This is a genomic window from Candidatus Poriferisocius sp. (assembly GCF_965204015.1).
GTDB lineage: Bacteria > Actinomycetota > Acidimicrobiia > Acidimicrobiales > Bin134 > Poriferisocius.
In genome coordinates this window covers 2,170,459-2,184,150 of record NZ_OZ241965.1, presented here as the reverse complement: position 1 = coordinate 2,184,150, position 13,692 = coordinate 2,170,459, and the positions used below count along the sequence as shown (strand labels likewise).

Sequence of the window (13,692 nt, the reverse complement as noted above, 5' to 3'; positions counted from 1 at the left end):
GCTAAGCCACCTTCATCAGAGCGGCCATGTTGCCGCCCATCACCTTGCGGACCTGGTCGTCGGGCAGTCCATCGAGCTGGTCCACGAACGAGATCGGGTCGGCCATGCCCTCCACGTGGGGGTAGTCCGAGCCGAAAATCACGTTGTCCACTCCCACCAAGTCGATGAGTCCCACCGGGTCGTCCTCATGGAAGGGGTGAATCCAGAGATTGCGCTTGATGGCCTCCACGGGGTGCTCTTCCCAGGAGTGGGGGAATCGCTCGTAGACGCTCTCCAACTGGGCCAGCAGGGGGCGCACCCAGGAGCTGCCGTTTTCCACGATGGCCACCTTCAGCTCGGGATGCCGGGTGAGCGCCCCATGGGCCACCCATGAGGTCACCGCATCCTGAATGGCCCGACTGTGGGTTATCGCCATCTGGAACAGCGACTGCCGAAACGCCGTCATCTCCCCCCGAACGCCTTCCCACTCGTCGGTGAACCGGGTATAGCCGCTGTCGGAAGCGTGCATGGCCACCAGCACGTCCAACTCCACCACCCGCTCCCAGAACGGGTCGAACTCAGGCAGGGCGAACGACCGCGGCCCCCGCAGGCCGGGAGGCGCCGCCGGGCGGATCAGCACCGCCCGGGCTCCCCGCTCCACGCACCACTCCAGTTCCTCGATGGCCTTGTCCACGATGGGCAGGGTCACGATGGGCGTGGGGAAGATGCGGCCCTCGTAGTTGAACGTCCAGTGCTCCAGCATCCACTGGTTGAGGGCGTGGATGACGATGTGGCATTCGTCGGGGGCGTCCCGGAAGCGCTCCTCTACCAGCGATGCCAGCGTGGGGTACATCATGGCGTAGTCCAAGCCCAGCTCGTCCATCAGCTCCAGCCGGGGTTCCGGGGAGAAAAACGCCGGCAGGGCGTCGATCGGCTTCATGATCTCCCGGTGCGACTTGCCCTCTGGGTTGCCGTGCTTGAAGTACTCCTCCTGGGCACCCGGTGAGCCCACCCGCTGAAAGGTGGGGTTGGGGATGTACTCGCTGATCTTGCCCCTCACCATGATCTTGGTGCGGCCGTTGTGGTCGATGTAGTCGACAAGTCCCCGATGCCCGTCGGGCAGGTGCTTGGTGAGCGCCTCAGTGGTCTCGTACATGTGGTTGTCGGCGTCGAAAACCGGGAAATCAAGCTGGCGAGAAGGCATACCAATCATCTTATTGCTGGTATACGCTGATGGCGATGGCGGGAGTATTCATCACCTGCGCCATCACCGGCAGCGGCGACACCACGTCCAAGTCCGCTTTGGTGCCCATCACCCCCCAGCAGATCGCCGACGCGGCCATCGACGCCGCTGATGCGGGTGCGGCCATCGTCCACATCCACGTCCGCGATCCCGAGACCGGCGATCCGGCCCGCGACGTGGAGCTGTATGCCGAAGTGGTGGAGCGGATCCGGGCATCGAGCACCGACGTGGTGCTCAACCTCACCTCCGGCATGGGCGGGGATCTCACCCTCGGCTCGGCCGAGCAGCCCCTGCCCCCGGCTGACGAGGGCACCGACATGGCCGGGGCCACCGAGCGGCTGGCCCACGTGAGGGAGCTGATGCCCGAGATCACCACTCTCGATTGCGGCACCATGAACTTCGGCGAGGGCGACTACATCATGGTCAACAGCCCGTCGGTGCTCGACGAGATGGCCCGCCAGGTGCAGAAGCTGGGCGTTCGCCCGGAGATCGAGATCTTCGACACCGGCCACCTCTGGCTGGCCAAGCGCCTGGTGGACCAAGGGCTCATTGACGACCCGGTCATGGTGCAGTTGTGCATGGGCATCCCTTGGGGTGCCCCCGACGACCTCAACACCTTCATGGCCATGGTCAACAACCTCCCCGACGACTGGATCTTCTCCGCCTTCTCGTTGGGCCGCAGCCAGCTCCCCTACGTCGGTCTGGCCGCCATCGCCGGCGGCAACGTCCGGGTCGGCCTAGAAGACAACATCTACCTCAGCCGCGGCCAACTAGCCACCAACGCCGACTTGGTAGCGAGGGCGGTGACCATTCTTGAAGCCATGAACTACGAAGTCCTAAGCCCCGAAGCCGTGCGAGACAAGCTCCATCTGACGAAGCACTGACCCACCGCCCGGTCGCGCGCGGCACTGGTGGCCTAAATTGACTCCGTGAGCCTAGAAATAGCGATCCGCGGCGGCACCGTCATAGACGGCACCGGCAACCCTGGCCGAAGGGCCGACATCGGCATCGCCAAAGGCCGCGTCACAGAAATCGACGATACCGTCAAAGCCCCCCAAGAAATAGACGCCACCGGCCGGCTGGTGTGCCCCGGCTTCATCGACTGCCACACCCACTACGACCCCCAAGTGCTGTGGGATCCGTGGCTGTCGTCGTCGTGCTGGCACGGGGTCACCTCGGTGGTGGCCGGGAGCTGCGGCTACAGCATCGCCCCCACCAAAGCCGCCGACCGGGCCTCGCTCATCCGCACCCTCGACAAGGTGGAGGACATGCGGGTAGCCACCCTTGAGGCCGGGGTCAATTGGGACTTCGAGACCTACGGCGAATACCTCGATGTGATCCAGCGCCGGGGCCTGGCCGTGAACTTCGGCGGCTATGTGGGCCACACCGCGGTGCGGCTCTACGTGATGGGCCAAGACGCCTACGAGCGGGAGGCCACCCCCGAAGAGGTCAGCCGCATGAAGGCCGCGGTGGCCGAGGCCATCGCTGGCGGAGCCCTGGGATTCTCCACCGACCGAGCCGGGTTCCACCTGGGCGACGGCGGCCGCCCGGTGCCGTCCATCGCCGCCTCCCAAGAAGAGACAGAGGCCCTCATCGGGGTCACCGCCGAGATCGGCCGGGGTGTGGTGCACGTGGCGCCGGGGGAGAACTACCGCTGGGTGTACGACCTCCAGCCCAAGCTGGGCCGCCGGCTCAACTGGTCGTCCATCCTCACCTATCCGGCGGCGGCCTCGTCGCGGGCCGACTATCGCACCAAGCTGGCCGACCACCTGGCCGGCCGGGCCGCCGGGGCCGATGTGTGGGTGCAGGTCACCTGCCGTCCGATCACCCAGCACGTCACCATGATCGAACCCACCTCCTTCTACACCATGGGCTCGTTCAAAGAGCTGGTGGCGTTGGCCCACGAAGACCGCCCCAGCCTGTACGCCGATCCCGATTGGCGGGCCCGAGTGCAGGCCGACCTCGACGCCAACGGCCTGCTGGCCTCCCGCTGGAACACCCTGGCCATCGTGGAGTCGCCCAACCAGCCCGAGCTGGTGGGCGACACCGTCGGGGGAGTGGCCGCCGAGCGGGGCTGCTCACCGTGGGATGCCATGTGCGATGTCGCTCTGGCCGACGGGCTGCTGACCCGTTTCGAGATCACCTTCGCCAACGACGAGGTCGACGGCGTGACGTCCCTCATGCAGGCCGAGGGTGCGGTCATGGGCCTGTCCGACGCCGGCGCCCATGTGGGCCAGATCTGCGATGCGGTGATGCCCACCGACTTCCTGTCCCGCTGGGTCCGCGACCGCCAGGTGATGACCCCCGAGGCCGGTATTCACAAGCTCACCGGCGAGCTGGCCGAGATGCTCGGCCTGGCCCCCGACCGGGGCTACCTGCACCCCGGCGCAGTGGCCGACATCACCGTGGTCGACTGGGACAACCTCGACGTCGGCCCCATCCGCCGGGTGAACGACATGCCCGCCAGCGGCGAGCGCCTCATCGCCGACCAACCAACCGGCGTCGACCACATCCTCGTGGCCGGCATCCCCACCCGCCTCGAAGGAAAGTCCCTCCTAGACCAACTAGAAACCCTCCCCGCCACCACCCTCCGCTCATCCTGAGCAGCCCGAGGGGCTGAACTCCAGCAATTGACCTAGCCCGGAGGTACGACTGGTTCGATGGCGAGGTCGGTGTAGGTGAGAGCGGGGAAGTAGGGCACGCCCAGTGCCTTGAAGCGGCGGCGGGCGGTGTCGCCCCGGTCGATCACGGTGGCGACGGCCACTACGTCGGCCCCGGTGTCGCGTATCACCTCATAGGCCTTCTCGGTCGAGCCTCCAGTGGTGGTGGCGTCCTCGAGCAGCAAGACCCGGTGGCCCGGGCCGAGGGGAGTGCCCTCGATCTGCTGTTTCGTGCCCCGCTTTTTCGGCTCCTTTCGAACCGAGAACCAGTGGCCGTCGGTCTCAGCGGCGATGCCCACTGCCAGCGAGTCGGCGCCCATGGTCATCCCCCCGGCCGCGTCGAATTCGATGCCGGCTTCTCGAACCTGCTGAACAATGGCCCGGCAGGCCACCTGAAGGTCGGCCCATCGGCAGAGGGCCACCTTGACGTCAACAAAATCGCTCGACATGGCCCCGCTGGCCAGCTCTATCGGCTGGTCCAATCTCCGTAAACCTTGCCGTTTGATGATGTCGATGAGTGCCGCGTCAGCCACGTCCCCACCCTAGTACTCAACGCTGAGGGGGCTCTGTTCAGTGAAATAACTGGAAATAAATCAGAAATACTTAGATTTCCACAAGCGATCCCCAGGCCAGTCCCGCTACGGTCGTCCCTAGCTTCCCCCATTCAACATAAGAATGAGGGGAGGAGCCTTTGCCTGCTCCACCTGTTTCCTGCGCCTGGGCTCCTTGGTGGAATCCAGAGCAACGCCGCAGCTTCCTCAATGATGTGGAGAGCGTGGTTCAAGCCCGATTCGGCGAATACACCCTCGACGAAGCCGAGGGCACCGTGGCCGTCGAAGAGATGGACTGCGTGCTGGGTCTGTCCAACCTGGCTCAAACCTGCCGGGTGGCCGATCCCGAGGATTGGCGCCTGATCGTCTACAACCACGTGGCTCGGCTCGATGATTTCGCCCCCGATGTCCTGGCCGAGCGCCTGGGCGACTACCAGAAGCTCCAGCCCGACCTGCGGGTCAGGGTGGTGGGCCCTCAGCATCTGAGTCTGATCGACGCGGTCCGCGATCCCCTGCCGCTGGGGTTCGCGGCCTGCTTGTCGGTGGACTTGGACGGTGCCGCCTGTCCGGTAGACCGCAGCTACTTCGACGAATGGGACGTCGAGCACGGCGAGGTGATGGCCGCTGCGCTGGCCAACACCTTGATGGACGAGCCGCTGGCCGCGTTGGAGGGGAGCGAACTGCCCGGCAATGTCTCGGTGTTCACCGGCGAGTCCCTGTTCGTGACCGGCCACCTGCTCGACTTCGCCCGCACCATTCCCGACGTCGGCATTCAGGGGGCCGTGGTCACCGTGCCTGCGGCCCACACCGTGATGGTCTGCCCCATCGAGCTCAACGAGCAGTTCGTGCAGGATTCCGCCACCATGCTGGCCGCCAGTTACATCCGCTACCTGGCCGGCCCCAACTCGGTCAGCCCCAACGCCCTGTGGTGGCGCCCCGGCCACCCGCTAGAGGGCTTCGCCCGCCTAGACAACCAAAGCTTCGAACTAGTAGCCCCCGAACCCCTCCGCTCCCAGCTGTGGGAAGGCCTCAGGAGAGATGGCACTTAGTTTCAAAGCAGCCCGCTCTGCCAATATGTCTTGGCAAGCAAAGCGTGGGGGAGCAGCGCATGACCATCACGGATACCGCCAGAACACTGTCGCTCGACGAGATCGACATTCACTCCACCGACCTGTACCAAGACCGCGGCTATCCGTGGGCGGCGTGGGATCTGCTGCGGGCCGAGGCTCCGGTGCACTGGTACGAGCGCCCCGACATCGAGCCGTTCTGGGCCATCACCCGCCACGAGGACATCCACTGGGTGTCGTCCAACGACAAGCTGTTCATCAACGGCGGCCCCCGCCTCCGCCTGGCCTCGATCGAGGAAGACAAGGGCATGTGGGAGCGCCGGGAACGACGGCTCACCGAACTGGGCTGGGACTTGGACGAGCCGATGGACATGGTGTTCTTGGACCGGCCCCGCCACACCCGGTTCCGCCTGCTCACCGCCCGGCGATTCACCCCCCGGGCCATGCGGGAGCACGAGGAGCACCTCGCCCATTACGCCGCCCGGTTCACCGGCGAGTTCATCGAGGTGTTGGAGCGCGACGGGGAGGCCGATCTGGTGCTGGATTACGCGGTGAAGCTGCCCCTGGCCACCATCTGCGATCTCATGGGCCTCGACATCGAGGACTGGTCGAAGGTGCACAAGTTCACCGAGATGGCGTTCAACGACGAGGAGAACATGCGGTGGGCCGAGCCGGGCGAGACCTTCGACGACCTGAGGTTCCGGATGGGCAAGGACTTCAGCGCCTACATCGGCACGATCATCGACGACTGCCAAGCCGAGCCCCGCGACGACCTCACCGGCGCAGTGGTGCAAGGCGAGGTCGACGGCTGTCCGCTCAACACCCAGCAGCTCACCGGTTACATCACCCTGCTGCTGGGGGCGGGCAACGAGACCACCCGCAACGCCACTACCTCCGGTGTGACCGCCCTGCTCCAAAACCCCGACCAGATCGACCGCCTCCTGGCCGATGAGTCGCTGATCGAGCCCGCGGTGGAGGAGATCCTGCGGTGGACCTCCCCGGTCATCCAGTTCGCCCGCACCGCCACCGCCGACGTGGAGCGCCACGGCCAGGTGATCAAAGAGGGCGACACCGTGGGCGTGTTCTACCCGTCGGCCAACCGGGACGAGGCGGTGTTCGACGATCCCTACCGCTTCGACGTGGGCCGCAACCCCAACCACCACATGGCCTTCGGCCACGGAGTGCACTTCTGCCTCGGCGCCAACCTGGCCCGCTGGGAGCTCCGAGCCATGCTCAAAGCCATCCTGCCCCTCCTCCCCCGCCTAGAACTGGCCGACGCCCCCGACCGCCACGGCCACCTCCACCTCGGCGCCGTCAAACACCAAGTGGTTCGCCTGGTCGGTTGATTCAAACTGCGATGACTTGAGTCATCGGGTCAGGACGCAGACTGCGTATTCGTACGGCGTTTGAACGGAGTCGTTGATCTTCACCCCGCTTATCGTCACGGTGTAGCAGTAGTTGCTGTCAGCCAGGCTGTGCAACGGACGCCGGCCGATGAGTAGATAAGAGTCGGTGTCGCCATCCATAGCCCACACGATTCCTGATGAATGTCTGTAGATGATGTCGGTTTCTACCGGACCGAAATCGTCGGAGACTTCAACGGACGCGGTTGAGAAGTCGGCTGTGTAGTACGCGTCGGAGAGATCGAACGACCAGCGACCCCAGTTGACTGCCGGAGGGACATAGCCCGGTGAAGGCCAAGCGACAAACCCGCGTTGTTCTCGGATTTCCCTCCGGCCACTGCTGTAGCCAGCAAGCAGGGTGTTTGCTCTGCCTGGAATATCGCCAGTGCCAAAGAGTTCGCTATTCCCATCAATAATCATGCGACGATGACCGACAGCCTTGTTTGTGGGTCCGGGATCCCTCATATAGAGATCGATGCTGTAGAGGCCGGAGGCCAAAGCAATAGATTCGGTGGGGATGGTGAAGAAAATGTCTTGGGGGTAGCAAGCCCAATCGGGACTGGGGAAGTGACTCAACTGGCCTTCCGCGGCCAGTATGAGTGCCTTAGCTTGGGCAGTCCATGAGAGTTCCGGATCTTCGACAAGGGGGAGAGATCCAGCCATCTGCCGGTACCAGTTCATCCGCTGGAAGATGCTGTCGCGATATGGCTGGCTCGTCGTTCCAGCGACGCAATTGTCGATGTCGCCGGTCCAGTCGTGGCCGGGCTCCTTGCGGTGGAACTCCGCGAAAGCAGAGGCTCGTGCTGCGTCGCGATCCCATGTGTCGAAGAACTCGTCGTCGGGTGTTGCTATGGCGACGAAGGGGCCGGGGGATGCGTCGGGTTGATCGCTCTCGTCGTGGGTCCAGCAGGCGATGGTCTGATCAGCTCTGATTCCACAAGACTGTGAACCGAAGCTGTAGCCACTGGGGGTAATGACGGTGAACTTGACGGGCGGGGTGCCCGACCGGCCGTAGGCATTGGAGCCCCAGCAGGCGATGGTTTGGTCGGTTTTGATGGCGCAGGTGTGAACATTGCCGGTTGCAATGGCGGTGTATTGACCTGCGGGTGCGTCGGTTTGGCCGAATCGGTTGGTGCCCCAGCAGGCGATGGTTTGGTCGGTTTTGATGGCGCAGGTGTGAGCATCGCCGGCTGCGATTGCGGTGTATTGGCCGGGGGGAGCGTCGGCTTGGCCGGTGTAGTTTCCCTCCCAGTCGTCATTGCTGCCCCAGCAGGCGATGGTTTGGTCGGTTTTGATGGCGCAGGTGTGAGCATCGCCGGCTGCGATTGCGGTGTAATGACCTGCGGGGGCGTCGATCCTGTCGTCTTCGCTGTAGCCCCAGCAGGCGATCGTCTGGTCGACTCTAATGGCGCATGAATGAGAGCTGCCTGCGGCGACGGCGATAAATTGGCCGGCCGGAACGTTGGCTTTGGCCAAGTAATTGGTGCCCCAGCAGGTGATGGTTTGGTCGGTTTTGATGGCGCAGGAGTGAACATCGCCGGCTGCGACGGCTGTGTATTGACCTGCGGGGGCGTCGGCTTGGCCGAATCGGTTGGAGCCCCAGCAGGCGATGGTCTGGTCGGTTCTGATGGCGCAGGAATGATAGCTGCCGGCTGCGACGGCTGTGTATTGACCTGCGGGTGCGTCGGTTTGGCCGGATTCGTTGGTGCCCCCGCAGGCGATGGTCTGGTCGGCCTTGATGATGTGGCAGGAATGAAACTTGCCTGATGCAATGGCAGAGGCAGTAGATGCCGTTGTTCTGACGGTTCTCGCGAAGGGTTGCGACGGCTCGTTGCTGCGACCGTTCTGGTCGAGTGCCGCTGCTCTGGGAATGAGTACGACCACGGTGCCCAGTGCCGCCGCGGTCACCGTCGCCTCATACTTGGAACCCGAACCTGAAAAATGGGTGACGTCGCCATTGACGACGTTCATGTCATCAGCGTCGAACCCGCTAACGGCGCGGTTGAATTCCACCGTCACCTCGAAAGAGCGGCCAACCTTGGGTTCATTATCCGAAAACACCTGTACTGACAAGAGTTCCTCCGGCGGCGTTCTCAGCCTGATGGGCACGGAGCTTTCCCCGTCTTGGTCGTAGCCCCAGCAGGCGATGGACTGATCGACCCCGATGGCGCAGGAATGCGAACCGTGCCAATGAGCACTGGCTGCGATTGCGGTGTATTGGCCGGGGGGAGCGTCGGCTTGGCCGTCTTGGTTGTAACCCCAGCAGGTGATGGTGTGGTCGGTTTTGATGGCGCAGGTGTGAACATCGCCGGCTGTGATGGCGGTGTATTGGCCGGGGGGAGCGTCGATCCTGCCGTCCTCGCTGTAGCCCCAGCAGGCGATGGTCTGGTCGGTTCTGATGGCGCAGGAGTAGTAGTTGCCGGTGGCGATGGTCGTGTATCGGCCGGAAGGAGCATCCGTTTGGCCGTATCGGTTGTTGCCCCAGCAAGCGATGCTGCCTTTAATTCCGATGGCGCAGGAGTGGGTGTCGCCAATTGCCATGGCGGCGAATTGGTCAGGGGGTGCATCGGCTTGGCCGTTTCGGTTGTAGCCCCAGCAGGTGATGGTCTGGTCGACTCTGATGGCGCAGGAGTGAACATCGCTGGCTGCGATGGAGGTGTATTGGCCTTCGGGAGCGTCGGCTTGGCCGTATCGGTTGTTGCCCCAGCAGGCGATGGTCTGGTCGGCCTTGATCGCGCAGGAATAGGAACTGCCGACAGCGATGGTGGTGTATTGGCCTTCGGGAGCGTCGGCTTGGCCGTATCGGTTGTTGCCCCAGCAGGCGATGGTCTGGTCAGTTGTAATCGCGCAGGAGTGGGAGTTGCCGAGGGCGATGGTGGTGTATTGGCCGGGTGGAGCGTCGATTTGGCCGTATCGGTTGTTGCCCCAGCAGGCGATGGTCTGGTCGGTTCTGATGGCGCAGGAATAAGAGACGCCGGTTGCGAGAAGGGTGAACCGTGGGCTGGCTTGGGGTATCTCGATGTCGGTCGTGTCGGTGTCGGAGTCGTCTGAACCGGTGTCGTCCGTGTTTGGCGTGGGGTCAGGTGAGGGGTCGGATTGGGCGGTGGCGCGCAGAGTGGTGAGGGCGGTGTCGTCGAGCACTAGGTAGCAGCCGAATGTGCTGTGGTAGCCCCAGCTGAGGCGGGCGAGGACGGTTTGGCCGTCGGCGGTTTTGGCGACGTCCACGGGGTTTTCGCCGAATTTGTGGTGTTCGAAGCATCTTCTTGAGGCGTCAGTTGGGGCGGCGGGAAGGTCTTGGGGTGGCGGGGCGGCCCGCAGGACGGCCAGGGCTTGTTGGTCGAGGCTCAGGTAGCAGCCGATGGTGTCGTGCCAGTTCCAACTCGTTTGAGCGAGCACCGTGGATAAGTCGGCGGTTTTGGCGACGTCCACGGGCTCGGCGCCGAATCTATGGTGCTCAAAGCACTGCTGCGCCACGCTCTGCTGGGGGAGGCCCTGGGCCGAAACCGGATCGCCGGGTGTCGCAGCCAATCCGAGCAATAAGGCTGAAACCGCGACAATCGCAGCAAGCCCAAGTTTCATAGGCAGACCACAGTATTCCCCAGCCAAGCGCCTTGACTATCGAAGAACCAGCCACACCGCTGTACGAGCGCATCGGCCGCCTCCAACCCGGCACCGTCAAGCAGCAGCAGGTCCGCTCATGGTGCCGGGAGTCGGCGTGTGCCGACCCATCTGGAATGCTGGCAATTTCCTGTTAGGCTCTTCCCATTCACTTCCCCCTCTTCAACCCTCTTCGAGGGAGTCTTGAATGAACACCGCCATCACCACCACATTGATCAGCGTCTTGGGCGCCGGTCTGTTCGGCATGTTTTTCTTGCTGTTCAGAAACCTGTTCATGCTCTTCAGGAATCTGAGCAACACCCTGACCGCTGGCTTCGCCGCTGTAGAAGCTAGGTTCGGCCGGCTGGAGGACAAGGTCGACGGCCTCGTCGGCGAAGTACATGCCCTGGAAATCAAGTTCACAGAAAAATTCACCGCCGAACTCCGCCGCCTGGAAATCAAGTTCACTGGCGAGCTGAGGGCCCACGATGCCCGGCTGGCCCGCATTGAGGCCAAGCTGGAGCCCGATCCCCCCGCCGAAGCCGCTTAGTCGTTCTCTGCCTGTCTCGACATCGGGGTGCGGCGGTACTGTCGCGGGGTATGGAAGGTTTGTTGATCCGTGGGGGAACGGTGGTGGACGGCACGGGCGCGCCGGCCCGGCGGGCTGATGTGCGGGTGCGGGGGCGCACCATCGTGGAAGTTGGCCCCAATCTGGTCTTCGACGGTGAGCGGATGTTGGACGCATCTGGTGCGCTGGTTACCCCCGGCATCATCGAGACCCATACGCATCTTGACGGCGCGATGTGGTGGGATCCCTCCTTTGATCCGCTGCCCAGCTACGGGGTCACCACCACCGTGTTCGGGAACTGCGGGATGTCGATGGCGCCGTTGGACGGGCCCCAGCGCCAAGAGGTGGTGGATTTGTTCTGTTTCCTGGAAGACCTGCCGTTGGTCGCCTTCGAGGAGGAGGTCCCCTGGACGTGGGCCACGTGGCCGGAATACCGGGCTGCGCTCGACTCCCAGCACACGGCGGCCAACATCGCTGGCTACGTCGGACACATCAGCTTGCGTACCTTCGTGATGGGCGACGCCGCCTGGGAGCGTCCCGCCACCCCAGCCGAACGCACCGCCATGGCCAAAGCCCTCGACGAAGCCCTAGCTGCCGGCGCTCTCGGCTTGTCCACCAACGGCTTCGACCTCGACCGCACGTTGCGGCTGGTCCCCAGCCGCCATGCCGGCGATGACGAGTATGCCTTGCTGTTCGACGTGCTGGCCGCCCATCCCGGTGCCACCTTCCAGGCCATCACCCGGTTCAACGAGCCCGAGCACAACTTCCATGACGTGGAGCGCTTTGCCGCCATGGCCGGGCCTCGGGGCGTCCGGGGGCAGTGGACTGCCATTCCCGCGATGGCCAACGAGGCCGATTACCGGGCTGACACGCTGGCCTTCGACCGCCGCCTTCGAGAGGCGGGGGTGGACTTCTGGCCCACGGTGGGCACCCGGCCGCTAGACCTGTACTTCAATTTCGAGAAGGCGCTGACCTTCCAGCGGGTCCCGGCCTGGAACGACCTGGTCAACGGGCCTCCCGAGAACAAGATGACCTTGCTGGCCGACTCCGCATGGCGGGATCAGGCCCGCTTCGACTGGGACAACCGGAAGAAATCCCGTCGGGCCCGGGTCGACCACCCCCACACGCTGATATTCGCCCTGTCCGAGACCGGTGTCGGCCCGCTCGGGATCTCGTTGGCCGACCACGCCGCCAACACCGGTCAGCATGTTTCCGATGCGCTGGCCTCCTGGTTGCTGGACAACGGCATCGGATCTTCGTTGCGGGCGCTGCCCGATGTCCACGATGAGCCGGCCTTGGCCGAGGTGATCCGCTCGCCCCACACCCTCACCAACGTCAACGACAGCGGTGCCCATCTCCAGTTGTTCTGCGGTGCCGGTCAGAGCACCCATCTGCTCACCCACTACCACCGCGACACCGGCCTGTTGAACCTGGAGGAAGCGGTCCATGTGCTCACTGGGCGGACCGCTGGTTTCTTTGGCCTGTCCGATCGGGGAGTGGTCGCCCCGGGCAAAGCCGCCGATCTGGCGGTGTTCAGCCTCGACGAGGTTTCCTTGGGGTCAGAGGTGAAGGTGCGGGATGTGCCCGGTGGGTCGTGGCGGTTCAGCCGGGAGTCGGGCGGCTTTCGTGCCACCATCGCCAACGGCGTCGCCACCTACTGGGATGGCGAGCCCACTGGCGAGCTACCGGGCACGTTAATCGGCCCTCGGACTGTCTGAACTCGCGCTGGCGAGCCTACGATTCGCCCGATCGCACTAAAGAGAGAGGCAACGGCAATGGGACGACTAGAGGGCAGGGTGGCGTGGGTCACCGGGGCGGCTTCGGGCATCGGCTTGGCCTCCGCGGAGCGTTTCGCCGAGGAGGGGGCCGTGGTGATCGGCTCCGACATTGCCGAAAGCGATGGTTGGAAAGCGGTGGCCGAGGTGGCTCCGGCATCGAGCTTCCACCTGGTGGATGTGCGCGATGCCGACGCCCAGGAGGAGCTGGTGAGCCAGATCGTCCAAGCGCATGGCCGGCTCGACGTGCTGGTCACCGCGGCCGGAGTGGCTGGCGGCGGCCAGGTTCACGAGCTCGATGTCGAGGAGTGGGACCGGGTGCAGGACATCAACCTCAAGGGCACCATGCTGTCGTGCCGGGCCGCCCTCAAGCCCATGGTGCAGGCCCGCTCCGGGAGCATCATCACCATCGCCAGCGTCGAGGGCCTTGAAGGCTGCGAGGGGGGCAGCACCTACAACGCCTCCAAGGGCGGGGTGATCCTGCTCACCAAGAACATCGCCAACGACTACGGCCCGGCCAACATCAGGGCCAACGCCATCTGCCCCGGCTTCATCGACACCCCCATGTTCCAGTCGGTCATCCCCCACCTCGGGCCCATCGCCGACAGCATCCGGGAGCAGCACAAGCTCAAGCGCTGGGGCCTCCCCTCGGAGATCGCCGGCGCCGCATTCTTCCTGGCCTCCGACGACTCCTCGTTCGTCACCGGCGTCGCCCTCCCCGTAGACGGCGGCTACACCGCCGGCCACGCCCACGGCATGACCACCATCTAGCGCAAAGAAGTCTCGGCACAACTGCCAAGCGATCCCCGCTATCTCGTGCTCTGTTGGGCGACAATTGCCGTCAGTTCT

General features: G+C 64.4%; 11 protein-coding genes. 8 read left to right on the top strand and 3 right to left on the bottom strand.

What is annotated here, in order from left to right; all coding sequences use genetic code 11:
- Position 1: 1 nt before the first annotated feature.
- The gene (locus tag ACOGJC_RS09735) at positions 2-1,183 is read right to left on the bottom strand and encodes an amidohydrolase family protein (RefSeq protein WP_419844805.1); all 1,182 of its coding nucleotides are present in this window, start codon (positions 1,181-1,183) and stop codon (positions 2-4) included.
- Between the two features lie 35 nt (positions 1,184-1,218).
- Here ACOGJC_RS09735 and ACOGJC_RS09730 point away from each other — a divergent pair, with 35 nt between their 5' ends.
- Both ACOGJC_RS09730 and ACOGJC_RS09725 read left to right on the top strand, forming a co-directional pair.
- On the top strand, positions 1,219-2,106 hold the full coding sequence (locus ACOGJC_RS09730; protein WP_419844804.1) for a 3-keto-5-aminohexanoate cleavage protein: 888 nt from the start codon (positions 1,219-1,221) through the stop codon (positions 2,104-2,106).
- Positions 2,107-2,151: 45 nt separating this feature from the next.
- Positions 2,152-3,825, top strand: coding sequence for an N-acyl-D-amino-acid deacylase family protein (locus tag ACOGJC_RS09725; RefSeq protein WP_419844803.1), 1,674 nt, complete (start codon positions 2,152-2,154; stop codon positions 3,823-3,825).
- Positions 3,826-3,857: 32 nt separating this feature from the next.
- On the opposite strand, the gene ACOGJC_RS09720 is transcribed toward ACOGJC_RS09725, so the two are convergent.
- The gene (locus ACOGJC_RS09720) at positions 3,858-4,415 is read right to left on the bottom strand and encodes an orotate phosphoribosyltransferase (protein WP_419844802.1); all 558 of its coding nucleotides are present in this window, start codon (positions 4,413-4,415) and stop codon (positions 3,858-3,860) included.
- Between the two features lie 158 nt (positions 4,416-4,573).
- Between ACOGJC_RS09720 and ACOGJC_RS09715 the strand changes: the two genes are divergently transcribed.
- On the top strand, positions 4,574-5,482 hold the full coding sequence (locus tag ACOGJC_RS09715) for a hypothetical protein (protein WP_419844801.1): 909 nt from the start codon (positions 4,574-4,576) through the stop codon (positions 5,480-5,482).
- A 59-nt stretch (positions 5,483-5,541) separates the two neighbouring features.
- Positions 5,542-6,846 carry a cytochrome P450 gene (locus tag ACOGJC_RS09710; protein WP_419844800.1) on the top strand — a complete coding sequence of 435 codons (1,305 nt, stop codon included), beginning with the start codon at positions 5,542-5,544 and terminating at the stop codon, positions 6,844-6,846.
- Positions 6,847-6,867: 21 nt separating this feature from the next.
- Here ACOGJC_RS09710 and ACOGJC_RS09705 read toward each other — a convergent pair whose 3' ends face one another.
- Complete coding sequence (locus ACOGJC_RS09705; protein WP_419844799.1) at positions 6,868-10,482, bottom strand: Ig-like domain-containing protein; 3,615 nt, start codon at positions 10,480-10,482, stop codon at positions 6,868-6,870.
- Between the two features lie 32 nt (positions 10,483-10,514).
- Between ACOGJC_RS09705 and ACOGJC_RS09700 the strand changes: the two genes are divergently transcribed.
- The 4 genes from ACOGJC_RS09700 to ACOGJC_RS09685 are packed head-to-tail and all read left to right on the top strand — an operon-like array spanning position 10,515 to position 13,614.
- The gene (locus ACOGJC_RS09700) at positions 10,515-10,658 is read left to right on the top strand and encodes a hypothetical protein (protein WP_419844798.1); all 144 of its coding nucleotides are present in this window, start codon (positions 10,515-10,517) and stop codon (positions 10,656-10,658) included.
- A 50-nt stretch (positions 10,659-10,708) separates the two neighbouring features.
- Positions 10,709-11,050 (top strand): hypothetical protein, encoded by a 342-nt coding sequence (locus ACOGJC_RS09695; protein ID WP_419844797.1) that lies wholly within the window; start codon positions 10,709-10,711, stop codon positions 11,048-11,050.
- 50 nt (positions 11,051-11,100) lie between these two features.
- Entirely contained in the window at positions 11,101-12,786 is a 1,686-nt protein-coding gene (locus ACOGJC_RS09690; protein WP_419844796.1) for an N-acyl-D-amino-acid deacylase family protein, read from the top strand.
- A 57-nt stretch (positions 12,787-12,843) separates the two neighbouring features.
- The gene (locus ACOGJC_RS09685) at positions 12,844-13,614 is read left to right on the top strand and encodes an SDR family NAD(P)-dependent oxidoreductase (RefSeq protein ID WP_419844795.1); all 771 of its coding nucleotides are present in this window, start codon (positions 12,844-12,846) and stop codon (positions 13,612-13,614) included.
- Positions 13,615-13,692: the final 78 nt, after the last annotated feature.

What these genes read in the sequence shown, in the direction of transcription:
- ACOGJC_RS09735 (WP_419844805.1), bottom strand. Translation starts at nt 1,183, where the DNA reads ATGCCTTCTCGCCAGCTTGATTTCCCGGTTTTCGACGCCGACAACCAC.
- ACOGJC_RS09730 (WP_419844804.1), top strand. Translation starts at nt 1,219, where the DNA reads ATGGCGGGAGTATTCATCACCTGCGCCATCACCGGCAGCGGCGACACC.
- ACOGJC_RS09710 (WP_419844800.1), top strand. Translation starts at nt 5,542, where the DNA reads ATGACCATCACGGATACCGCCAGAACACTGTCGCTCGACGAGATCGAC.
- ACOGJC_RS09705 (WP_419844799.1), bottom strand. Translation starts at nt 10,482, where the DNA reads ATGAAACTTGGGCTTGCTGCGATTGTCGCGGTTTCAGCCTTATTGCTC.
- ACOGJC_RS09695 (WP_419844797.1), top strand. Translation starts at nt 10,709, where the DNA reads ATGAACACCGCCATCACCACCACATTGATCAGCGTCTTGGGCGCCGGT.
- ACOGJC_RS09690 (WP_419844796.1), top strand. Translation starts at nt 11,101, where the DNA reads ATGGAAGGTTTGTTGATCCGTGGGGGAACGGTGGTGGACGGCACGGGC.
- ACOGJC_RS09685 (WP_419844795.1), top strand. Translation starts at nt 12,844, where the DNA reads ATGGGACGACTAGAGGGCAGGGTGGCGTGGGTCACCGGGGCGGCTTCG.